This is a genomic window from Mesobacterium hydrothermale, from assembly GCF_035818635.1.
GTDB lineage: Bacteria > Pseudomonadota > Alphaproteobacteria > Rhodobacterales > Rhodobacteraceae > Mesobacterium_A > Mesobacterium_A hydrothermale.
Window position 1 is genome coordinate 14,821 of the sequence record NZ_JAYLLH010000023.1, and the last position, 21,208, is coordinate 36,028.

Here is a 21,208-nt window from a genome sequence, read left to right on the forward strand (position 1 = left end):
TTTGGCGCGGACCGGTGGGCTTGACTGTCCGCCACATCATCTTGCCGAAAATATCCCACGGGGGTGTGGGGGTGTGAAACCCCCACCGCCCACGTTTCCAGGGGCGTCGCGCTCAGGCCCATCACAGCCCCCTCGCAATCAGTTCTTTCATGATCTCGTTGGTGCCGCCATAGATCCGCTGCACCCGTGCATCCGTCCACATCTCCGCAACCGCGTATTCCTGCATGAAACCATAGCCGCCATGCAGTTGCAGGCAGTCGTCCAGCACTTCGCCCTGGGTGTCCGACAACCAGTATTTCGCCATTGCCGCCTTCTCGACCGACAGGTCACCTTTGAGGTGCTCTGCGATGCAGGCATCAAGAAACGCGCGCGAAACGGTTGTCTTGGTCTGGCACTCGGCCAGCTTGAACCGGGTGTTCTGAAACTGTGTCAGCGGGCCGCCAAACGCCTCGCGTTCCTTGCAATAGGCGATGGTGCGCGCCACGGCGCCTTCCATCGCGCCCACCGCGCCACAGCCGATGATCAGCCGCTCCTGCGGCAGTTGCCGCATCATCTGGTAAAACCCCTGCCCCTCCTGCTGACCCAGCAGGTTTTCCGGTGCGATCTCGACATTGTCGAAGAACAGCTCGGACGTGTCCGCCGCATGGCAGCCGATCTTTTCAAGGTTGCGGCCCCGGGTGAACCCCTCGGCACCGTCGGTTTCCACCACCACCAGCGACACACCCCTGGCGCCTTCGGCCGGGTCGGTCTTGGCGGCGACGATGATCAGGTTGGCGTGCTGGCCGTTGGTGATGAAGGTCTTCTGCCCCGACAGCCGGTAGGCGTTGCCATCGCGGATCGCGCGGGTGCGGATCCGTTGCACGTCCGACCCGCCGGACGGTTCGGTCATCGCCAGCGCGCCGACCAGGTCCCCGCTGACCATCCGGGGCAGCCAGCGCGCCTTCTGCTCTTCGGTGCCGTAGGCCAGGATGTAATGCGCCACGATCCCGGAATGAATGCCGTGGCCCCAACTGGCCAGGTTCAGGCGCGAGCCTGCCATCAGGATCACCGCCTCATGGCCGAAATCGCCGCCCGCGCCGCCATAGGCTTCGGGCACAGAGGGGCACAGCAACCCCAATTCGCCGGCCTGCTGCCAGGTTTCGCGGTCCATCTGGCCCTGTTTCCGCCACTTGTCATACAGCGGCATCCACTCGGTTTCGATGAACCGTTCGGTCATTTCTTCGAGCATCCTGTGCTCGTCGGTCATCCAGTCGGACATCTGCGCGCCTTCCTCCCCTTGGCACCTATCGTTTGCGTTGGTCCAGCTCCGCGTTGAACAGCCGCAACCGGTGGGTCAGCGCCTCGGTATCCGTGACGCTGTTCCAGTGCTCGAAGACGAAACTCAGCGCCTCGCCCTCATCCAAACCGGCCTCCTGCGCGAATTTGCGCAGGTTGCGGTATCCGTCCTCGGTCATGCCGAGGGTGATCCGGCGGGTCAGGCGAAAGCGTTTGGGCATCGTTTCTCCCTGGGATCACCCCGCGGGCCGGGGTTGCCCCCCGGCGCGCGCTCAGAACTGCTCGGCCGTCAGCGCCATCACCGTCTCTGCCCCGGTTTCGATCCGGCGCAGGTGCATGACGGTCGCAGGCAGCTGGCGTGCCATATAGTAGCGACCGGTCGCCAGCTTCGTCTCGTAGAACGCCACGTCAGAGGCGCCCCCATCCAGCGCCGCCTTGGCCGCGATCGCCATCCTGGACCACATGTAGCCCAGGCAGACATGGCCGAAGAGATGCATGAAGTCATACGACCCGGCCAGGGCGTTGTTGGGGTTTTTCATGCCGTTTTGCATGAAATACATCCCCGCCGCCTGCAGATCCTTGCTGGCCGCTTTCAGCGGCTCCAGGAAGTCGCGGTCGATGCCCTCGTCCTTGCCTTTGTTTTCGCCGATGAAATCCTTGATCATCGCGAAGAAGGCCATGACGTGCTTGCCGCCGTCCTGCGCCAGCTTGCGGCCCACGAGGTCCAGCGCCTGAATGCCGTTGGCGCCTTCGTAGATCATCGCGATCCGCGCATCGCGGGCATATTGCGACATGCCCCATTCCTCGATGTAGCCATGCCCGCCATAGACCTGCTGGGCATTCACCGCCATCTCGAACCCCTTGTCGGTCTGGAAGCCCTTGATGACCGGGGTCATCAGGGAAATCAGCCCGTCGGCATCCTTGTCCCCCAGACGGTGCGCGCGGTCGATCAGGTGTGCGCCCCAGTAGGTGAAGGCCCGCGCGCCCTCGGTAAAGGCTTTCTGGTCCATCAGGTTGCGGCGGATGTCGGGATGCACGATCAGCGGATCGGCGGGGCCATCGGGGTTTTCCGCCCCGGTCACGGCACGCCCCTGCAGGCGGTCCTTGGCATAGGCCACGGCGTTCTGATAGGCGATTTCCGACTGCGCATAGCCCTGCAGGCCCACACCCAGGCGCGCCTCGTTCATCATGGTGAACATGGCGCGCATGCCCTTGTGTTCCTCGCCCAGCAGGAACCCGGTCGCCGCGTCATAGTTCATGACGCAGGTGGCATTGCCGTGAATGCCCATCTTCTCTTCGATCTTGCCGACCGACACGCCGTTGCGATCGCCCAAAGTGCCGTCATCGTTGACCATGAACTTGGGTACAATGAACAGCGACACGCCCTTGATCCCCTCGGGACCGCCGGTGATCTTGGCCAGCACAAGGTGAATGACGTTGTCGGACAGGTCGTGATCGCCGGCCGAGATGAAAATCTTCTGCCCGGTGATCTTGTAGCTGCCATCCGCCTGCGGTTCCGCCTTGGTCCGCATCAGCCCTAGGTCCGTTCCGCAATGCGGTTCGGTCAGGTTCATGGTGCCGGTCCAGTCGCAGGTGGTCATCTTCGGCAGGTACCTGGCCTTCTGTTCGTCCGACCCGTGCACGTAGATTGCAGAATAGGCCCCGTGCGTCAGGCCCTGGTACATGTTGAACGCCATGTTGGCCGACACGAACGGTTCCATCGCCGCGGTGTTCATCAGGTACGGAAGCCCCTGACCACCATAGTCCGGGTCGCAGTCCAGCGCCGTCCAGCCGCCCTCCTTGATCGCCTCGAACGCGGCCTTGAAGCCATCCGGCGTGCGCACCACGCCGTTTTCCAGCGTGCAGCCCTGCTGATCGCCCACCGCGTTCAGCGGCAGCAGCACCTCGGTGGCCAGTTTTCCGGCCTCTTCCAGCACCGCGCCGGTAAAGTCGCGGTCCAGTTCCTCGTAGCCGGGCACATCGGATTCAGAGGCCTTCAACACGTCATGCAGGATGAACTGCATGTCTTTGGTCGGCGCGGCATAGATCGGCATGGTGTCTCTCCCTTGCGTGCAACCGCCGAAGGTTACTCGGCGGCCTTTTTCGTGGTCCCGAGCGAGGCGAGCATCTTTTCGCCCCAGCTCATCTGTTCTTTCAGCTCCGCGATGGCCTCGTTCAGCTCGTCGCGCTGGCGTTCCATGTCGGACAGCCGGTCGCGGGCGATCTCATAGGTCTTCTGCAACTGCGTCTGCTGCTGGTCCCCCATGTGATAGAGGTCCAGAAGCTGGCGGATTTCCTCGAGGCTGAACCCGAAGCGCTTGCCGCGCAGGATCAGCTTCAGCCGGGCGCGGTCGCGCTTGGTGAACAGGCGCTTCTGGCCTTCGCGCACCGGGAACAGCAGTTCCTTGCTTTCGTAAAACCGCAGGGTTCGCGGCGTCACGTCGAAGGCTTCGCACATCTCGCGGATCGTCATCAGTCTTTCATCGGTCATCTTGGTCAATGCCCCTTACTGCGTTTCAAGGGCGCGACATGCTTCGCTGCGGCCCTGTCTTACAATAGAATTTTACGTTGACGTAAGCCGTACGCCACGTCACTTTAAAGATGACGTAAGATCAAGCAACGTCAACCTGTAAATGCAGAAACAATCTTTCAAGTTGCCCTGGGGTCCCAATCTGGTGATCGGGCCGCGACCGGCGCGTTACAGCCCCAGAGATTCGGCGGTTTCGTCGCGCAGGCGCTGCAACTCGTCCATCGCCTCGTCCAGCTGGCGGCGCTGCTCGCGCAACTCCTCCATCTGCCGATCGGCCATCTCGATCCAGACACGCATCTGCGCCTCGGTGCCTTCCTTTTCATAGATCAGCAGCCATTGGCGCAGCTCTTCCAGCTGGAAACCGAACTTTCGGCCGCGCAGGATCAGCTTCATCCGCGCCACCTCGCGCGGGCCATAGAATCGCGACCGGCCATCGCGCTCTGGCTCGAGCAGCTCGATATATTCATAATAGCGCAGCGTCCGCGGCGTGACCTCGAACTTGGCGCACATTTCCTTGAAGCTCAGGCGCGTGGCAGTCATGACTGGATCCCCCCGTTGGGGGGAACCTAGCAAACCCTGCCGCAAGGGCAACAGCCCGCGCACCGCTTGCACCCACCCCCGGGGCCGTGCACATAAGGGACGACAGACCGCCGGAGGCGTCCCATGACCGCAGACAAGACCCAGATCGCCCGTCAGTTCATCGGCATCATCCCCCACGCCCGTGCCCTCGGGCTGGAAATCACCGATATCGGCGACGGCATGGCGGAAATCCGGATGCCCTACGACGAACGGCTGATCGGCGACCCGGAAACCGGGGTGCTGCACGGCGGCGCGGTCTCGACCCTGATGGACACCTGCGGCGGCGCCGCGGTGATGAGCCACCCCAAGGCGCCCGCCGGCACCGCCACGATCAACCTGCGCATCGACTACATGCGCGCGGCCACGCCGGGCCAGGCGATCACCGCGCGGGCCGAATGCTATCACATCACCCGCTCGGTCGCCTTCGTCCGCGCCACCGCCTATGACGACGACCGCTCGCGCCCGGTGGCCTCCGCCGCCGGCGCCTTCACGGTGGAGGCGAAATAATGGCCCGCAAGCCCCCCGAACCGGTCCAGGTGGTCAAGCAACGCCGCGACGCCGCGCTCCGGGCGCTGGCCCATGGCGTGCCCTATATCCAGTTTCTCGATATCGGCTTCGACCGGCGCGGCGACGAACTGACCGCGATCCTGCCCTTCGACGACAAGCTCATCGGCAACCCGTTCCTGCCCGCGATCCACGGCGGCGTCACCGCCGCCTTCCTCGAGGTCACGGCCATCATCAGCCTCGGCTGGTCGCTGCTCTGGGAACAGATCGAATCCGGCGCCATCGACACCGAAGACCTGGAAAGCGGGCAATTGCCCCGCCTGCCCAAGACCATCGACTTCACCGTCGACTATCTGCGCTCGGGCCTGCCGCGCGACGCTTACGCCCGCGCCAGGATCAACCGCTCCGGCCGCCGCTACGCCTCGGTCCATGTCGAAGCCTGGCAGGACAACCGCGCCCGCCCCTTCGCCCAGGCCACCGCGCATTTCCTGATGCCCCCGTCCGGACCCGCGGCGTGACGCCCCTGCTTTCATCTTTCTCCAAATACTCATGCGCCGCCGCCACCGGCACCGCGCTGCCCGTCAGGGCCTCGCCGTGACACCCAGCCCCCGACCCGCCGATGCAGCCTGAACATAGCGCCCCGGTCACGCATGGCCGCGTCCTGAAAATCGCCCTGCCGATCGTTCTGTCGAACGCCACCGTCCCGATTCTGGGCGCGGTGGACACCGGCGTGATGGGCCAGCTTGGCCAGGCCGCACCGATCGGTGCCGTCGGCATCGGCGCGGTCATCCTGTCGGCGGTCTACTGGATCTTCGGCTTCCTGCGCATGGGAACGGCGGGCCTTGCCGCGCAGGCCGCCGGTCGCCGTGACCGGGCCGAGGTCGCGGCGCTCCTGACCCGCGTCCTGCTCATCGGCCTGACCGCCGGGGCGATCATGATCGCGGGCCAACTCGCGCTCTTCCGCGCGGCCTTCGCCCTTTCTCCCGCCTCGGACGAGGTCGAGTCCCTGGCCCGCCAGTACATGTCGATCCGGGTCTGGTCGGCCCCGGCCGCCATCGCGCTTTACGGGATCACCGGCTGGCTGGTGGCGCAGGAACGCACCCGCGCCGTGCTGGTGCTGCAAGTCTGGATGAACGGGCTCAACGTCGGGCTCGACCTGCTCTTCGTTCTTGGCCTTGGCTACGGGATCGGCGGCGTCGCCGTCGCCACCTTCCTCGCCGAATGGTCAGGGCTCGCGCTTGGCCTCTGGCTTTGCCGCGCGGCCTTCCGCGTGCCTGACTGGCGCGACTGGGCCCGGGTCTTCGATCGTGCAAGGCTGGTCACGATGGCCCGCGTCAATACCGATATCCTGATCCGCTCGCTGCTGTTGCAGGCGATCTTCGTGTCGTTCCTTTTCATCGGCTCCGACTTCGGCGACGTGACGCTGGCCGCCAACCAGGTCCTGCTGCAATTCCTGCACATCACCGCCTATGCCATGGACGGGTTCGCCTTCGCGGCCGAAGCGATCATCGGCCAGGCTTTCGGGGCGGGGGCCCTCGCCGTTCTGCGCCGAGGGGTGATCATCACCAGCCTCTGGGCCTTTGCCGCGAACATCCTTCTGGCGGCAGTTTTCTGGCTTTTCGGCCCCGCCATCGTCGACCTGATGGCCGATGTGCCGGCGGTGCAGGCCGAGGCGCGGCTTTACCTGCACTGGATGGTGCTCGCGCCGCTGCTGGGCACCGGTGCGTGGATGCTGGACGGAATCTTCATCGGCGCCACCCGCAGCGCCGACATGCGCAACATGATGGCACTCAGCGCGGTGACCTATTTCGCCGCGCTCACGCTGCTGCTGCCAGCGTTCGGAAATCACGGTCTGTGGCTTGCGCTGCTGATCTCCTTCGTCGCGCGCGGGGTCACGCTGGCGGCGCGCTACCCGGCGCTCGAACGCGCCGCGCGTTCGGCGTGACCTACTCAAAGCGATAGCCGAACCGCGCCACGTCCACCGAGCAGACCCGCCCCAGGTGATCTGCCAGCGCCGCGTCGTAATAGCCGCGATACTCCCGTCGCCGGTTCGACCGGTTGACATGCGGCATCTCGGGCCGAAAGCCAAGGTGCGCGGCAAACCCGGCGATGTCCTCTTCCAGATGCTCCAGCCGCAGAACCGCGCTGGTCCGGTCCACCCCGGTGACATCGGTCATGTAGCGCGCCACCGGCCAGCCCGACAAGGACGCCACGGTCTGCGGGTGCCGCAGGAAATCGGCAAACCCCAGGCTTTGCGCAAGCCCGACGGCAGGATGATCGAACCCCTGCCGCTGCAACCAGTGATAATAGCTCACCGCCCGGTCCCAGGGGTTGCGCACCAGCGTCACGCAGAACATCCCTGCGATCTGCCCGGGCGTCAGGATCCCGTCGATATCGGCCAGCGTCGCGTGTTTCCACAGCCGCCCGCGCGGGTTCAGCGACTTCAGCCGTGCCTTGCGCCGCAGCGCCTTCGGCGTATCCCCGATCAGGATGTCATCCGCCATCGCCCGCGCCTCCAGTGCGCGGGCAAACGAGGTCCCCCCGGTTTTCGGGACATGGACAAAGATATACTGCCGCCCGGCCGAAATGATCATGCCATCCCCCTGGACCCGCGCAAGATCCCGCGCCAGACCGCTGCCCGCGCCGTCACCCGTCGCGCCCCGGCTCGTCCGGGTTGGAGGAAAACAGAGCGATCTTGTTGCCCTGCGGGTCGCGCAGATAACCCACGAAAAACCGCGGGCCATAGGCATCGCGAAACCCCGGCGCCCCCTCATCAGTACCGCCCGCCGCCAGCGCGGCCGCATGCAGGTCCCGCACCTGGTGCTGAGCGCGTGCCTCGAAGGCCACCATCGTGCCATTCCCGGCAGAAGCGGGCCGCCCGTCGAAGGTTGGCTTGACGTAGAAATCCGGCAAAGCCGCCGCCGCACCCGGCGGCACCGGCAGGACAAAACTCAGCCCTTCCGGGCCTTCCTGCAGCCTGAATCCAAGCGCGGGCAGAAAGGCCGTGTAGAACCGTTTGGCTCGGATCATGTCATCGGCCCCCACAGTCACATATGCGATCATTCTGCCCGTCTCTCTGTTTTCGTTTCCAACCCGCGCGCCGTCGCACCCCCGGCGCGCCTCTCATCATCTTGCGAAAAATATCCTGGGGGGCTTGGGGGGCAAAGCCCCCCGTCCTCACCACTAGCGCGCCGCCGGTCCCCGGGACAAGGGCGCGCGGGCCAAATTCGCCTCTGGATCGGATCGCGCCAGCGATCCGATCCGAACTTTCCCGACGCAAATACCCCTTTTGCTTTTCGCCAACGCTGGGCATAGTCCCGCACCACGGAAACAGACACCAACAGGAGGATGGTCATGGGCTGGATGGCAGACGAAACGGGTCTGGGGAAATGCGCGGCAAATTTCGTGCCGCTCACACCGCTGTCCTTCCTGCAACGCGCGGTTCAGGTCTACCCCGATCACACCGCCGTGGTCTACGGGCCGCATCGCAAGACCTATGCCGAATACTACGACCGCGTCACCCGGCTTGCCTCGGCGCTCGAGAAGCTCGGCGTGAAACCCGGGGACGTCGTCGCCACCATCCTGCCCAACATCCCCGCCCAGGCCGAGGCGCATTTCGGCGTGCCCGCCTGCGGCGCGGTGCTGAACACGATCAACACCCGGCTTGACGTCGATACGATCGCCTACATCCTCGACCATGGCGAAGCCAAGGTGGTGCTCTGCGACCCGCAGTTCCTGCCCGCACTGGCCGCCTCGATCGAGCAGATGGACGGCCCCGCCCCACAGGTGATCGAGGTGGCCGATGTGCACGGCGGCGCGCTGGCCCATGGCCATTACACCGAATACGAAGACCTGCTGGCCAGCGGCGATCCCGACTTCGACTGGATCCTGCCGCAGGACGAATGGGAAAGCCTGGCGCTGAACTACACCTCGGGCACCACCGGGCGGCCCAAGGGCGTGGTCTATCACCACCGCGGCGCCTATCTGAACGCCATGGGCCAGGTGATCAGCTGGCGCATCGTGCAGCATCCGGTCTACCTGACCATCGTGCCGCTGTTTCACTGCAACGGCTGGTGCCACACCTGGATGATGCCCGCGGTCGGCGGCACGCTGGTCTGCTGCCGCGACATCACGGCGAAGAACATCTTCGATGCCATCGCCGATGAAAAGGTCACCCATTTCGGCGGTGCGCCGATCGTTCTGAACACGATGATCAACGCCCCCGCCAGCGACAAGCGCGATTTCGACCACCTGGTCGAGGTGTTCACCGCGGGCGCCCCGCCCGCCCCCGCGACGCTGGCCAAGATCGAGCCGATGGGCTTCAACGTCACCCATGTCTACGGGCTGACCGAAACCTACGGGCCCGCCACCGAATGCACCTGGCGGTCCAAGTGGGACCACCTGCAAGGCGACGACCGCGCGGCGCAGAAGTCGCGGCAGGGCGTGGCCATGCCCTTCATGGAACCCGTCGACGTCTGGGACGATGCCGGCCAGCCGGTACCGCGCGACGCCGAAACCAAGGGCGAAATCGTGTTTCGCGGCAACGGCGTGATGAAGGGATACCTGAAGAACCCCAAGGCCACGGCCGAGGCCTTCGCAGGCGGCTATTTCCATTCCGGCGACATCGCGGTCATGCATCCGGACAACTATGTCAAGATCGCCGACCGGGCGAAGGACATCATCATCTCGGGCGGCGAAAACATCTCGTCGGTCGAGGTCGAAAGCTGCCTGATGGGCCACGATGCCGTTTTGTTGGCCGCCGTGGTTGCCAAGCCGGACGAAAAATGGGGCGAGGTGCCCTGCGCCTTCGTCGAACTGAAACCCGGGCATGACGCGACCGAGGCGGACCTGATCGCCTTCACCCGTGAACGGCTGGCGGGCTTCAAGACCCCCAAGAAGGTCGTGTTCCAGGAACTGCCAAAGACCTCGACCGGCAAGATCCAGAAATTCGAACTGCGCAATCTCGCACGGGATATGTGATCTGACGTGACCGGCCACCGGGGCGATTGCCCCGGTGGCCGCCCGCGTGATAGGCTCGAAGCCCGGACAAGAGGCAGAGCAGCCCGGAATGACGGCACTTCAGGAATACGAACGCTTGGAAGCGGTGGGGCTGTGGCGCCCGTCACCCGATGCGCAGCGGCGCGAGGTCATCGTCTCGATCGGCGATGCCACGGTGATGATCGCCGACGGCAATGGCCAGATGCTGACCCACTGGTCGCTCGCCGCCGTGACCCGCGCCAACAAGGGCAAGCGCCCGGCGATCTATCACCCCGACACCGACACCGGCGAAACGCTCGAACTGGCCGAGGACGAAGCCGACATGATCGACGCGCTGGAAAAGGTGCTGGCAGCGATCGAACGCCGCCGCCCGCATCCGGGCCGGTTGCGCGTGGTGGCGTCGATATCGCTGGCCACCACGGTCGCTTTCCTGGCACTGTTCTGGTTGCCCGGCGCGCTGATGCGACACACCGTGCGCGTTCTGCCCGATGTCAAACGGTCCGAGATCGGGCAGGCCCTGCTGGCCGATCTTGTCCACACCAGCGGCCAGCCCTGCCGGTCCGCCGCGTCGCTCAAGGCGCTTGATGCGCTGTCGCAGCGCCTGTTGGGGGCGCCGGGCCGCATCGTCGTGCTGCCCGGCGGCGTCGAACAGACGGCACACCTGCCGGGCGGGCTGATCGTGCTGAACCGCGCCCTGATCGAGGACTGGGAAGCGCCTGAAATCCCGGCCGGTTTCGTGATTGCCGAAGCGCTGCGCGCCGACCGCAACGACCCGGTGGCCGACCTACTGGACGATGCCGGTCTGTGGGCAAGCCTGCGCCTTCTGACCACCGGCAGCCTGCCGCCCGAAGCGCTGCGCCGCCACGCCGAAAACCTGCTGACCGCCGCGCCGGTCCCGGTACCGCAAGACGCGCTGATCGACGCCTTCGCCGCCGCCCAAGTGCCCACGACAGGCTATGCCTATGCCGTCGACGTGACCGGCGAAACCACCCTGCCCCTGATCGAGGCCGATCCGATGGCGGGCAAATCCGCGCCGCCCGTCCTGACCGACAGCAACTGGGTGCGGCTGCAAGGCCTCTGCGAAAACTGATCCGGCACGGAAAAAGGGCCGCGGCATGCGCCACGGCCCCCGATCTTTCTGGGCCCGACGTTCAGCGAATGAAAGCGTCGCTGAACCCGGCCCGCCGCGCGGCAACCAGCGCCTGGTTCGCCTGCGCCTGAGACGAAAACGGCCCGGCCAGCACGGCCTTGCCCCGGCTGCTGCTGCCATAGCGCACCGGCAGTCCGGCGCGTTGCAGCCGCGCCGCGGAATTGCGGGCGTTGGCCTCGTTCGCGAACACACCGACCTGCACATACCGCGCGGCCACCGCTTGCGCGGCGGGCTTCACCGGGGCCGATTTGCTGGACACAACTGCACGGCGCTTTTTCGCCATATAAGCGTTCTGCGCCGTCATGTTGGTGAACGGGTAGATCAGCTTGGGGTACTTGGCCGTCATGTCCTGGCCGGTGGCGCTGTTGATCAACCGGCGCGGCACGGTCTGGGTCCAGATCAGGTTGGTCTGCGCCATGCCGGCCAGCGTCTGGTTCGCGCGGTTCGGGTTCAACCGATCGTCTTCCCAGACCGGCTGATAGCCCGCCGGAGGTACAACAAGCGTATTGGCACGGTTTTCATAGACATGGCGGGGCAGGATACGGGCATTCGCGGGCACTTCGCCCGGGTTGGCGAAATAGCCCTTCACCGGCCCGTTCTCGGTATACAGGGTCACCAGCTTGCGCTTCTGCGGCGCCGCTTGCGGCGCGACGGTGACGACACGGTGCGCAGGTGCAGGCGCGGCAACACGCGGCGCCGGGGTCACCGCCACCTGGCGCGGCGCGCTGGGAGCGCTGCCATAGAACCCGTCCTGCGGGCCACAGCGCACGGGCAGACCGTTGCGGCCCATGTACTGACGGCTGATTGCGGTCACGCCGCACTGGCCGCTGCCGGCCGGCGCCACAGGCGCGGGCGTGATCACCACAGGCGCGGCCGCAACCGGGGCCGGTTGGCGCGCGGGCACGGTCTTGCGCGGTGTGGCCGGGATCGACGCCACCGTACGCACCGGCGCGCGAACCACTCGGGTGGGCTGCGCCGCGGGGGTCGGCGCGGCATAGATCGTAGGCTTGGGCGCAGGGCTGGCTGTCGGGATCGTCACCGGCTTGGCCACCGGACGGGGCGATGCCGTGACCACGGGTTTGGGCGCAGGTGCCGGCGCCGCAACCTGTGCCGTTGCCGCGGGCTTGATCATCGGCGCGGGTGCGGGTTCAGGATCGGGCGGCGCGATCTGCACCACTTCGGGCGCGGGTTTCGCTGCCGGGGCCGACGGTTGCGCGCTGGCAAAGGTCGGGGTCTGGCCGCAGATCACCTCTCGGGCGCGGCTCATGCGCGGCACCCAGGTCACGTTGCCATCGATCCCCGCACGAACGTAGACGCAGCCGCGGCTGTCAACATATTGCTTACCGGTATAGCTGGCCGGCGGAAACTCCGCCGGCAATTCCTTGCCCGCCTGCGCCATCGCGGACGGCGCTGCAAAAACGGGCACCAAGGCCACCGAAACCACGGCGATAATTCGAGAAATCGTCATTTCTGTCCCCACAGATGAGCCCCGAGCATGCCTGATGCACCCTGACGTGTAAAGCACTGCGATGGCTTATTGTGTGCCGAACATGCGGTCCCCCGCATCCCCTAGCCCCGGAACGATATATCCTTTTTCGTTCAACTGCTTGTCGACGGCGGCGGTGACAATCGGCACATCCGGGTGCGCCTCTTTCATCCGTGCCACGCCTTCGGGCGCTGCCAAAAGGCACAGAAAGCGGATGTTCGTCGCCCCGGCGTTTTTCAGCAGGTCAATCGCCGCGACCGACGAATTGCCGGTGGCCAGCATCGGATCAACCGCGATCACCAGCCGGTCTTCCAGCGATTCCGGGACCTTGAAGTAGTATTGCACCGGCTCCAGCGTTTCCTCGTCACGGTACAGACCGACGAACCCGACCCGGGCCGAGGGAATCAGTTCCAGCACCCCATCGAGCAGCCCGTTGCCCGCCCGCAGGATCGAAATCAGCGCCAGTTTCTTGCCCGCCAGCACCGGCGCTTCCATCTCTTGCAGCGGCGTTTCGATGTTCTGCGTCGTCAACGGCAGTTCGCGCGTCACCTCGTAGGCCAGCAACTGGCTGATCTCGCGCAGCAGCCGCCGGAACCCCGCGGTCGAGGTGCCCTTGTCCCGCATCAGGGTCAGCTTGTGCTGCACAAGCGGGTGATCGACGACGGTCAGGTGCTGGGTCATGTGGTCTCCAATCGTTTCAGGATGGCCGCGCGGGTGGTGTCGTCGCAAAACGCCGCGTTGGCGGAATTCCGGGCGATTTCGGTCAGGGTTTCTTCGTCCCAGCCGAAGGTGCGGGCCAAGTGTTCGTATTCGCGTTTCATCGTGGTGTGGAAGAACGGCGGGTCATCGGTCGACACCGTGACCGTCACGCCGCGTTCGCGCAAGCGTTCGATCGGATGGGCGGCAAAGCTGGGAAAGACGCCCAGCGTCACGTTGGATCCCGGGCAGACTTCCAGCACGATCCCCTTTTCCGCCAGCATGTCGACCACGCGCAGGTCCTCGATCGCGCGCACGCCGTGACCGATGCGTTCGACACCCAGATCGGTCACCGCGTCATAGACCGACCGCGCCCCGCCGAATTCGCCCGCGTGCGCCGTCAGCCGCAGCCCGGCTTCGCGCGCCATGTCAAACGCATAGGAAAAGTCCCGGGGCTTGCCCTTGTTTTCGTCGCCCGCGATGCCGAACCCCACGATCCAGTCGCCGGCGGTTTCCGCCGCGCACAGCGCGCTGGCCTTGGCCTTTTCCGGGCCGAAGTGGCGGATGCAGGTGATGATCCCGCGCAGCACGATGCCGTCGGTTTTCTCTGCCTCGTCAGCAGCTTCGCGGATGGCGTGCAGGTATTCCCTCCACGCGCCCACGTCGCTGCCGCCACAGAAATCGGGCGACAAGAAGGTTTCGCTGTAGATCACGCCGTTTGCCGCGCTTTCTTCCAGCACCGCCTTGGTCAGCCGGTAATAGTCCTGCGGTGTCTGCAACACCTGCGTTGCCGCCTCATAGACGCTGAGGAAATGGACAAAGTCGCGATAGGCATAAGCGCCGTGTTCATCGAACACCCCGGTCAGGTCGACGGATTTTTCCTGCGCCAGCCCGCGGATGAACGCCGGCGGGGCCGCGCCTTCGTGGTGCAGGTGCAATTCCACCTTCGGCAGGTCAAGAATACGCGCCAACCGCTCTTCGTCGATCATAAAAACGTCCTTCCCGGCCCCTGCGGCGGGACCTTCAGAAATGTTGCGATGCTGGCGGCTACATCTGCGAAATCCACCACACCGATCTGCCCCGTGCCCGCCCCGGCGATCAGCACCGGCACCCGTTCGCGGGTGTGATCGGTGCCGGTCCAGCTTGGGTCGTTGCCGTGATCGGCGGTCAGGCACAGCAGGTCGCCATCGCGCAACTGGCGCATCACCTTGCCGATTTCCCCATCGAACCATTCCAGCGAACGGGCGTAGCCCGAGATATTGCGGCGATGCCCGTAAAGCGAGTCGAATTCGACGAAATTGGCGAATGTCAGGCTGCCCTCGGGCGCCTCCGCCACGCAATCGTGCAAGTGCTGCATCAGCACCGCGTCGGGGCCTTTGCGCACCTCGTCGATGCCTTGCATCGTGAAGATGTCCCCGATCTTGCCAATCGCGATGACCCGGCGGCCCGCATCCTGCACCCAGTTGGTCAGCACCGGCCTGGGCGGGGTGATCGCGAAATCGCGCCGGTTCGCGGTGCGGGTGAAATGGCCCGGCACACCGACGAACGGCCGCGCGATGACCCGGCCCACCCGCATCTCGTGCAGCATCGGCGCAAGGCCCCGGCACAGGTCCAGCAACCGCTCCAGCCCGAAATGCTCCTCGTGCGCGGCGATCTGGAACACGCTGTCGGCAGAGGTATAGCAAATCGGCTGGCCGGTGCGGATATGCGCGTCTCCCAGCGCGTCGATGATCGCGGTGCCCGAGGCGTGGCAATTGCCCAGAATTCCGTCCGTGCCCGCCAGGTCGCAGACTTTCTGCACCACCTCGGGCGGGAAGGCCGGGGTTTCGTCCGGGAAGTAATGCCAGTTCCACGGCACCGGCAGCCCGGCCAGTTCCCAATGGCCCGAAGGCGTGTCCTTGCCGCGCGACTGTTCGGTCGCCGCGCCCCATAGGCCGCGCGCCGCCCCCTCCAGCCCCGGCGCCGCGTCGCCCGAGGCGAGCCGCACCGCCTGCCCCAGCCCCAGCGCCACGAGGTTGGGCAGATGCAGCGGCCCGCTGCGCCCGTCTTCGGCCCGCCCGTCGGCGCAGGCCTGCGCGATATGCGCCACCGTGTTGGCCCCGGTATCGGGCCGGTCGCCGTTGAAAAACGTGTCCGCATCCGGCGCACCGCCGATGCCAACACTGTCCATCACCACCAGGAACGCCCGCATCACGCAATCCTTTCGCGGATCAGATCGGGGATCGGCCCGGCCGCGCCGATGCGCACCGCTTCCTGCACCGCGGCCACCGCGCGATCCGCCTGCCCTTCGCGCGCGGCGTGGACCCGCGCCAGCGGCTGGCCCTTGGTCACCTTCGCGCCCAGCGGCACCATGTCCGACAGGCCGACCGCCGGGTCGACCACGTCACTTTCCACCTGTCGCCCGCCGCCCAGCGCCACCACGGCCAGGCCCAGCGCCTCGCCGTCAAAGCCGTTGATGATCCCCGTTTCCGGGGCCGGCACTTCGCGGATCACCGGTGCTTCGGGCAGGAACCTGTCCCAATTCTCGACAAAGCCCAGCGGCCCGCCCTGGGCATAGACCATCGCGCCGAACCGTTCCGCCGCGCGCCCGTCGTCAATCGCCGCCGCGATCCGGGTACATCCCACTGCCGCGTCCGAAGCCAGCCCCGACAGCGCCAGAACCTCGCCCGCCAGGGCAACCGACAGATCGTAAAGCCGCCCCTTCACCTGCCCCGACAGAACGCGCAGGACCGCGTCGATTTCCAGCGCATTGCCAAGGCTGGGGGCCAGCGGCTGATCCATGTCGGTGATCAGCGCGGATGTCTTGCACCCCGCCGCGTTGGCCGTGCCAACCAGCGCATGCGCCAGCGCGCGGGCGTCCTCGATGGATTTCATGAACGCGCCCGAGCCGACCTTGACGTCCAGCAAAAGACACTCCAGCCCCGCCGCCAGTTTCTTCGACAGGATCGACGCGGTGATCAGGTCCAGGCTTTCCACTGTCCCGGTCACATCGCGGATCGCGTACAGCCGCTTGTCGGCCGGCGCGATATCGGCGCTGGCGCTGACGATCGCGGCGCCGGTCTCTGCCACCACGGCACGAAACCGTGCCTCGTCCAGCCCGGTCTGAAACCCGGGGATCGCTTCCAGCTTGTCCAGCGTGCCGCCGGTATGGCCCAGCCCCCGGCCCGAGATCATCGGCACATAGGCGCCGCAGGCGGCCAGCGCCGGGGCCAGCACCAGCGATGCGCAATCGCCCACACCGCCGGTGGAATGCTTGTCGATCACCGGCGCGTCCATGTCCCAGTCCAGCACCCGGCCCGAATCGCGCATCGCCAGCGTCAGCGCCGCGCGCCCGGCCGCGTCCAGCCCCTGGATGCAGACCCCCATCGCAAAGGCCCCGGCTTGCGCCGCCGTCACCGTTCCGTCGGCCAGTCCCTGCGCGAACCACGCCAGTTCATCGGGGTCCGGCACCTGCCCGACCCGCAGCTTCGCGTTGATGGCGCGGGCGTCCATTCAGGCACGCTCCATCTGCTTGGCGTCGAACGCGCCAGGCAGCAGCGCCCCCACCGTGGTGTGAAATTCCGCGCCATCCGTGGTGGCCAGCGTCACGGGCACATCCGGCCCGGCAAATTCCGCGATCTTCTGACGGCAGCCACCGCAGGGCGCAACCGGCACCGGGCTGTCCGCCACGACATAGACTTCGGCGATTTTTCGCCCGCCGGCCGCACACATCGCGGCAATCGCGCCCGCCTCGGCGCAGGTGCCTTCGGGATAGGCCACGTTTTCCACGTTGCAACCGGAATACAGCCCCCCGTCCTCGGTGCGCAGCGCCGCGCCCACCTTGAACTTCGAATAGGGCACATAGGCGTTTTCCCGCACGGCCAGGGCGGCATCCTTCAGCTTCATTGTCATCTCCCTGTCAGGAGCGCCATGTTGGTCGCGGCACCGCGGATTGGCAAGGGGGATCGCGGCGGAAAGGACACCCCCTTTTCGCCGCCAGAATTATAGTTTAATGTTAAACAAATTCCAGAAAAGGCAGATGTGATGTCCGACACAAGCCACGACAGCCTGCGCCAGGCGGCGCTTTTCTATCACGAGAATCCCAAGCCCGGGAAACTCGAGGTCCGCGCGACCAAGCCGCTGGCCAATGGCCGCGACCTCAGCCGCGCCTATTCCCCCGGCGTGGCCGAGGCCTGCCTTGAAATCAGGGACGACCCCGCCAACGCTGCGCGCTATACCACGCGCGGCAACCTTGTCGGCGTCGTCAGCAACGGCACCGCCGTCCTCGGGCTGGGCAACATCGGCGCGCTGGCCTCCAAGCCGGTGATGGAAGGCAAGGCCGTCCTGTTCAAGAAATTCGCCAATATCGACTGTTTCGACATTGAACTGAACGAACCCGACCCGGTGAAACTGGCCGAAATCGTCTGCGCGCTCGAACCCACCTTCGGCGCCATCAACCTCGAGGACATCAAGGCCCCCGACTGTTTCATCGTCGAAAAGATCTGCCGCGAGCGGATGAACATTCCCGTCTTTCACGACGACCAGCACGGCACCGCCATCGTCGTCGGCGCAGCGGCGAAAAACGCGCTGCACGTCGCGAACAAGGCGTTCGAGGATATCAAGATCGTCAGCACCGGCGGCGGCGCGGCGGGCATCGCCTGCCTCAACATGCTGGTGAAGCTGGGCGTCAGGCGTGAAAACATCTGGCTTTGCGACATTCACGGGCTGGTCTACGAAGGCCGGGCCGAGGATATGAACCCGCAAAAGGCCGCCTTTGCCCAGAAAACCGACCTGCGCACGCTGGATCAGGTGATGGACGGGGCGGACATGTTCCTTGGCCTGTCCGGCCCCCGCGTGCTGAAACCCGAGATGGTGGCGAAAATGGCCCCCCGCCCGGTGATCTTCGCGCTGGCCAACCCGACGCCCGAAATCATGCCAGATGAGGCCCGCGCCGTGGCCCCCGATGCCATCATCGCCACCGGGCGCAGCGATTTTCCCAATCAGGTCAACAACGTCCTGTGTTTCCCTTTCATCTTCCGGGGCGCGCTGGATGTGGGCGCGACGGAAATCAACGACGCAATGCAGATCGCCTGCGTCGACGGCATCGCCGCCATGGCACGCGCCACCACCAGCGCCGAGGCCGCCGCAGCCTATCAGGGCGAACAACTGACCTTCGGCGCCGACTACCTGATCCCGAAGCCCTTTGACCCGCGCCTGTCCGGTGTCGTGTCTACCTCTGTCGCCAAGGCCGCGATGGACTCGGGCGTGGCCACCCGCCCCCTGCCCGACCTCAAGGCCTACAAGGCGAAACTCGACGCCTCGGTCTTCAAATCCGCGCTGCTGATGCGCCCGGTGTTCGAAGCCGCCCGCACCGCCAGCCGAAAGATCGTCTTTGCCGAGGGCGAAGACGAACGCGTGTTGCGCGCCGCGCAGGCCATTCTGGAAGAAACCACCGAACAGCCGATCCTGATCGGCCGGCCAGGGGTGATCGAAACCCGCTGCGAGCGGCTGGGCCTGTCGATCCGGCCGGACCGCGATGTTCATATCGTGAACCCGGAAAACGACCCCCGCTATCGCGACTACTGGGAAACCTATCATGGGCTGATGGCCCGGCGCGGCGTTACTCCCGATCTGGCCCGTGCGATCATGCGCACCAACCTGACCGCCATCGGCGCCGTCATGGTGCATCGGGGCGAGGCCGACAGCCTGATCTGCGGCACCTTCGGCGAATACCGCTGGCACCTGAACTACGTCACGCAGGTCCTGGGCTCCGAGGCGCTCAAACCACAGGGCGCGTTGTCGCTGATGATCCTCGAAGACGGGCCGCTGTTTGTCGCCGACACCCATGTCCGCAGCGAACCGACGCCGGAACAGCTGGCCGAAACCGCCGTCGGCGCGGCCCGGCACGTCCGCCGTTTCGGTCTGGCCCCGAACATCGCCTTCTGTTCGCAATCGCAGTTCGGCAACCAAAGCGGCGGCTCCGGCGAACGGCTGCGCGCCGCGATGGCGCTGCTTGACCGGGAAGAGCGTGATTTCTGCTACGAGGGCGAAATGAACCTCGACGCCGCGCTCGATCCCGAACTGCGCGACCGCATCTTCCCCGGCAACCGGATGAAGGGCACCGCCAACGTGCTGATCTTCGCACATGCCGACGCGGCCTCTGGCGTGCGCAACATCCTCAAGATGAAGGCCGGGGGCCTCGAGGTCGGGCCGATCCTGATGGGCATGGGCAACCGCGCGCATATCGTGTCGCCGTCGATCACCGCGCGCGGCTTGCTGAACATGGCCGCCATCGCCGGCACCCCGGTGGCGCATTACGGGTAAACGGGCGGTTCACGGGGCCGGGCACCGCCCGCCCCGTTAACCTGCGCCGGCGCATCTGCCGTATGCATGGAATGTGCATCGGTTGTGCATGGGATGTGCCCCGATAAAACGGCGCGACTCCAAGGCTTTAACCCCGAGTCTCCGGGGTTTTTCGCTCAGCTCCGCGACAGCGATTGCTGCGTGCGTTCCACCAGCAGTTCGATGGCGTCGGCAAGGTGTTCCTGGTCGATGTGGTGATCCCCCCGTTCCACCCGGATCCGGTGCGCCTCGATCATCACGTCGGCATGGCGGCAGCCTTCCGGCGGTTCGAACCGGTAACACGCCAGTTCGATCACCAGCCCAAGCGGATCGCGGAAATAGATCGAATCCATGAACCCCCGATCCTTCGGCCCGGTATAGGCCACCCCACGCGCCTTCAGTCGCTTTTCTACCTGTGAAAACACGGCCTTACTCAGGTTGAAGGCGATATGGTGCACTGCTCCGGGGACCTGCGGAACCGCCCGTCCCTCGGGCTTGCGGCCCTCGTTGGTGAAGATCGTGATCAGCCGCCCGTCGCCGGGATCGAAATACAGATGGCCCTCGTCGGGGTTGTCCAGATTGGGTTGATCAAAGATGAAGGGCATCCCCAGAAGCCCCTCCCAGAAATCAATGGATGTCTGGCGATCAGCCCCGATCAGCGTGATATGGTGCACGCCCTGCGCCTGGATCTTGCGGGTTGCGTCGGTCATGGCGATGTCCTCCTTTGCGCAGGATATAACACCGGCAGAGCATCCCGACACCGCAACCAGGTGCACAAGACCTGTGCGTCAGACCTCGAACACCACGTTCGTCTGCCCGGTTCCCGAGGACGGGAAATACTCTGTCACCACCTCTGCGCGCCCCTGATAGGAATCCCAGCCCAGCGCGCCCATCAGCATGACGGTGTCGTGCATGTCGCCTTCGCCATCGCAGTATTTCGCATAATCCGGCAGCATTTTCAGGAACATATCCCATTCGCCGTTCTGCCACATCTCCAACACGCGGCGGTCCACCACCTCGTTGAAATGGGACGAGATGGTGAAGGTGCCGTTGTTGGCGGCGTATTCTTCGTTCGACCAGATCTTGTGGGACAGCGACCCGCTGGCGATCAGGGCCACGTTGTTGTCCGAAGACTCGATCGCCTTGCGAATGGCCGCGCCCAGCCTGCGCGACGAATCCAGGCTGTGCACCGTACACATCGCGGCCACCGACACCACCTTCAAGTCGCCTTCGGGGTTCATGTAACGCATCGGCACCAGCGTGCCGTATTCCAGATCCAGGCTGTCGACCTGGTGCGACAAAGTATGGACACCGTCGTCGGTGGCGATCTTGGCGATCAGGTCACCCAATGCGGCATTGCCCTGATAGTCATAGGGCAAGTCCCTGATAAATTGTGGAAATTCATGACTGGTGAACAGCCCTTGAAAACGCTGATTTGCGTTCACATGGTAACCCGCGTTGACCAGCCAATGGGTGTCGAGCACCACGAACGTATCCGCCCCAGCGGCCCGCGCCCGGCGCCCGATCTCGACATGGCCATCAATCGCGGCCTGCCGCTTGCCCTTCAGCGGGCCGTCCTGCTCGGACATGAGCATCGTCGGCACATGCGTGCATTTCGCGGCCAGAACCAATTTCCCCATGTTCGCTCCTCTCTTGATCCGCGCGCATT

The 21,208-nt window shown here is 65.4% G+C and carries 21 protein-coding genes; 6 read left to right on the plus strand and 15 right to left on the minus strand.

Annotated elements, in window-relative coordinates:
- Nucleotides 1-121 precede the first annotated feature (121 nt).
- The 5 genes from VK792_RS14400 to VK792_RS14420 form a co-directional block, all read right to left on the minus strand.
- A complete protein-coding gene (locus VK792_RS14400; protein ID WP_326298289.1) occupies nt 122-1,258 on the minus strand; it encodes an acyl-CoA dehydrogenase family protein in 1,137 nt (378 codons plus the stop codon).
- 25 nt (nt 1,259-1,283) lie between these two features.
- Entirely contained in the window at nt 1,284-1,496 is a 213-nt protein-coding gene (locus VK792_RS14405) for a hypothetical protein (protein ID WP_326298291.1), read from the minus strand.
- 51 nt (nt 1,497-1,547) lie between these two features.
- Nucleotides 1,548-3,329 (minus strand): acyl-CoA dehydrogenase C-terminal domain-containing protein, encoded by a 1,782-nt coding sequence (locus tag VK792_RS14410; RefSeq protein WP_326298293.1) that lies wholly within the window; start codon nt 3,327-3,329, stop codon nt 1,548-1,550.
- Nucleotides 3,330-3,361: 32 nt separating this feature from the next.
- The gene (locus VK792_RS14415; RefSeq protein WP_326298295.1) at nt 3,362-3,766 is read right to left on the minus strand and encodes a MerR family transcriptional regulator; all 405 of its coding nucleotides are present in this window, start codon (nt 3,764-3,766) and stop codon (nt 3,362-3,364) included.
- Between the two features lie 207 nt (nt 3,767-3,973).
- Nucleotides 3,974-4,345: a MerR family transcriptional regulator gene (locus tag VK792_RS14420; RefSeq protein ID WP_326298296.1), complete on the minus strand. Its 372-nt coding sequence runs from the start codon at nt 4,343-4,345 to the stop codon at nt 3,974-3,976.
- Nucleotides 4,346-4,468: 123 nt separating this feature from the next.
- Here VK792_RS14420 and VK792_RS14425 point away from each other — a divergent pair, with 123 nt between their 5' ends.
- The 3 genes from VK792_RS14425 (at nt 4,469) to VK792_RS14435 (ending at nt 6,833) form a co-directional block, all read left to right on the plus strand.
- Complete coding sequence (locus tag VK792_RS14425) at nt 4,469-4,891, plus strand: PaaI family thioesterase (protein ID WP_326298297.1); 423 nt, start codon at nt 4,469-4,471, stop codon at nt 4,889-4,891.
- Nucleotides 4,891-5,406 carry a PaaI family thioesterase gene (locus VK792_RS14430; protein ID WP_326298298.1) on the plus strand — a complete coding sequence of 172 codons (516 nt, stop codon included), beginning with the start codon at nt 4,891-4,893 and terminating at the stop codon, nt 5,404-5,406. The genes VK792_RS14425 and VK792_RS14430 overlap by 1 nt, the downstream gene beginning before the upstream one ends.
- A 101-nt stretch (nt 5,407-5,507) precedes the next feature.
- Complete coding sequence (locus VK792_RS14435; protein WP_326298300.1) at nt 5,508-6,833, plus strand: MATE family efflux transporter; 1,326 nt, start codon at nt 5,508-5,510, stop codon at nt 6,831-6,833.
- Nucleotide 6,834: 1 nt separating this feature from the next.
- Here the strand turns inward: VK792_RS14435 and VK792_RS14440 are convergent, their stop codons facing one another.
- Together VK792_RS14440 and VK792_RS14445 are read right to left on the minus strand one after the other, a co-directional pair.
- Nucleotides 6,835-7,482 carry a sulfotransferase family protein gene (locus tag VK792_RS14440; protein ID WP_326298301.1) on the minus strand — a complete coding sequence of 216 codons (648 nt, stop codon included), beginning with the start codon at nt 7,480-7,482 and terminating at the stop codon, nt 6,835-6,837.
- Between the two features lie 52 nt (nt 7,483-7,534).
- On the minus strand, nt 7,535-7,951 hold the full coding sequence (locus tag VK792_RS14445; RefSeq protein ID WP_326298303.1) for a VOC family protein: 417 nt from the start codon (nt 7,949-7,951) through the stop codon (nt 7,535-7,537).
- Between the two features lie 291 nt (nt 7,952-8,242).
- On the opposite strand from VK792_RS14445, the gene VK792_RS14450 reads away from it, so the two are divergent.
- A complete protein-coding gene (locus VK792_RS14450; protein WP_326298305.1) occupies nt 8,243-9,868 on the plus strand; it encodes an AMP-binding protein in 1,626 nt (541 codons plus the stop codon).
- A gap of 88 nt (nt 9,869-9,956) precedes the next feature.
- Nucleotides 9,957-10,976 carry a serine/threonine-protein kinase gene (locus VK792_RS14455; RefSeq protein ID WP_326298306.1) on the plus strand — a complete coding sequence of 340 codons (1,020 nt, stop codon included), beginning with the start codon at nt 9,957-9,959 and terminating at the stop codon, nt 10,974-10,976.
- A gap of 61 nt (nt 10,977-11,037) precedes the next feature.
- Here the strand turns inward: VK792_RS14455 and VK792_RS14460 are convergent, their stop codons facing one another.
- From VK792_RS14460 to VK792_RS14485, 6 genes are all read right to left on the minus strand, one after another.
- Nucleotides 11,038-12,504, minus strand: a complete 1,467-nt coding sequence (locus VK792_RS14460; protein ID WP_326298307.1) for an SPOR domain-containing protein — start codon at nt 12,502-12,504, stop codon at nt 11,038-11,040.
- A gap of 66 nt (nt 12,505-12,570) precedes the next feature.
- Nucleotides 12,571-13,203 (minus strand): uracil phosphoribosyltransferase, encoded by a 633-nt coding sequence (upp, locus tag VK792_RS14465; protein WP_326298308.1) that lies wholly within the window; start codon nt 13,201-13,203, stop codon nt 12,571-12,573.
- A complete protein-coding gene (locus VK792_RS14470; protein WP_326298309.1) occupies nt 13,200-14,207 on the minus strand; it encodes an adenosine deaminase in 1,008 nt (335 codons plus the stop codon). Before VK792_RS14470 ends, upp begins: the two co-directional genes overlap by 4 nt.
- A complete protein-coding gene (locus VK792_RS14475) occupies nt 14,204-15,412 on the minus strand; it encodes a phosphopentomutase (protein WP_326298310.1) in 1,209 nt (402 codons plus the stop codon). The genes VK792_RS14470 and VK792_RS14475 overlap by 4 nt, the downstream gene beginning before the upstream one ends.
- Nucleotides 15,409-16,710 carry a thymidine phosphorylase gene (locus tag VK792_RS14480; RefSeq protein ID WP_326298311.1) on the minus strand — a complete coding sequence of 434 codons (1,302 nt, stop codon included), beginning with the start codon at nt 16,708-16,710 and terminating at the stop codon, nt 15,409-15,411. Before VK792_RS14480 ends, VK792_RS14475 begins: the two co-directional genes overlap by 4 nt.
- Nucleotides 16,711-17,109: a cytidine deaminase gene (locus tag VK792_RS14485; RefSeq protein ID WP_494337875.1), complete on the minus strand. Its 399-nt coding sequence runs from the start codon at nt 17,107-17,109 to the stop codon at nt 16,711-16,713.
- 132 nt (nt 17,110-17,241) lie between these two features.
- On the opposite strand from VK792_RS14485, the gene VK792_RS14490 reads away from it, so the two are divergent.
- Nucleotides 17,242-19,521 (plus strand): NADP-dependent malic enzyme, encoded by a 2,280-nt coding sequence (locus VK792_RS14490; RefSeq protein WP_326298314.1) that lies wholly within the window; start codon nt 17,242-17,244, stop codon nt 19,519-19,521.
- Between the two features lie 155 nt (nt 19,522-19,676).
- Here VK792_RS14490 and VK792_RS14495 read toward each other — a convergent pair whose 3' ends face one another.
- Nucleotides 19,677-20,249, minus strand: a complete 573-nt coding sequence (locus tag VK792_RS14495; RefSeq protein WP_326298315.1) for a VOC family protein — start codon at nt 20,247-20,249, stop codon at nt 19,677-19,679.
- Between the two features lie 78 nt (nt 20,250-20,327).
- The gene (hpaD, locus tag VK792_RS14500; protein WP_326298316.1) at nt 20,328-21,179 is read right to left on the minus strand and encodes a 3,4-dihydroxyphenylacetate 2,3-dioxygenase; all 852 of its coding nucleotides are present in this window, start codon (nt 21,177-21,179) and stop codon (nt 20,328-20,330) included.
- Nucleotides 21,180-21,208 lie beyond the last annotated feature (29 nt).

Coding starts and splice junctions, on each gene's coding strand:
- VK792_RS14460 (WP_326298307.1), bottom strand. CDS start 12,504: ATGACGATTTCTCGAATTATCGCCGTGGTTTCGGTGGCCTTGGTGCCC.
- VK792_RS14405 (WP_326298291.1), bottom strand. CDS start 1,496: ATGCCCAAACGCTTTCGCCTGACCCGCCGGATCACCCTCGGCATGACC.
- VK792_RS14400 (WP_326298289.1), bottom strand. CDS start 1,258: ATGTCCGACTGGATGACCGACGAGCACAGGATGCTCGAAGAAATGACC.
- VK792_RS14480 (WP_326298311.1), bottom strand. CDS start 16,710: ATGGACGCCCGCGCCATCAACGCGAAGCTGCGGGTCGGGCAGGTGCCG.
- VK792_RS14490 (WP_326298314.1), top strand. CDS start 17,242: ATGTCCGACACAAGCCACGACAGCCTGCGCCAGGCGGCGCTTTTCTAT.
- VK792_RS14430 (WP_326298298.1), top strand. CDS start 4,891: ATGGCCCGCAAGCCCCCCGAACCGGTCCAGGTGGTCAAGCAACGCCGC.
- VK792_RS14425 (WP_326298297.1), top strand. CDS start 4,469: ATGACCGCAGACAAGACCCAGATCGCCCGTCAGTTCATCGGCATCATC.
- VK792_RS14495 (WP_326298315.1), bottom strand. CDS start 20,249: ATGACCGACGCAACCCGCAAGATCCAGGCGCAGGGCGTGCACCATATC.
- VK792_RS14470 (WP_326298309.1), bottom strand. CDS start 14,207: ATGATCGACGAAGAGCGGTTGGCGCGTATTCTTGACCTGCCGAAGGTG.
- VK792_RS14420 (WP_326298296.1), bottom strand. CDS start 4,345: ATGACTGCCACGCGCCTGAGCTTCAAGGAAATGTGCGCCAAGTTCGAG.
- VK792_RS14410 (WP_326298293.1), bottom strand. CDS start 3,329: ATGCCGATCTATGCCGCGCCGACCAAAGACATGCAGTTCATCCTGCAT.
- VK792_RS14440 (WP_326298301.1), bottom strand. CDS start 7,482: ATGATCATTTCGGCCGGGCGGCAGTATATCTTTGTCCATGTCCCGAAA.
- upp (WP_326298308.1), bottom strand. CDS start 13,203: ATGACCCAGCACCTGACCGTCGTCGATCACCCGCTTGTGCAGCACAAG.
- VK792_RS14455 (WP_326298306.1), top strand. CDS start 9,957: ATGACGGCACTTCAGGAATACGAACGCTTGGAAGCGGTGGGGCTGTGG.
- VK792_RS14450 (WP_326298305.1), top strand. CDS start 8,243: ATGGGCTGGATGGCAGACGAAACGGGTCTGGGGAAATGCGCGGCAAAT.
- VK792_RS14415 (WP_326298295.1), bottom strand. CDS start 3,766: ATGACCGATGAAAGACTGATGACGATCCGCGAGATGTGCGAAGCCTTC.
- VK792_RS14485 (WP_494337875.1), bottom strand. CDS start 17,109: ATGACAATGAAGCTGAAGGATGCCGCCCTGGCCGTGCGGGAAAACGCC.
- VK792_RS14445 (WP_326298303.1), bottom strand. CDS start 7,951: ATGATCGCATATGTGACTGTGGGGGCCGATGACATGATCCGAGCCAAA.
- VK792_RS14435 (WP_326298300.1), top strand. CDS start 5,508: ATGCAGCCTGAACATAGCGCCCCGGTCACGCATGGCCGCGTCCTGAAA.
- hpaD (WP_326298316.1), bottom strand. CDS start 21,179: ATGGGGAAATTGGTTCTGGCCGCGAAATGCACGCATGTGCCGACGATG.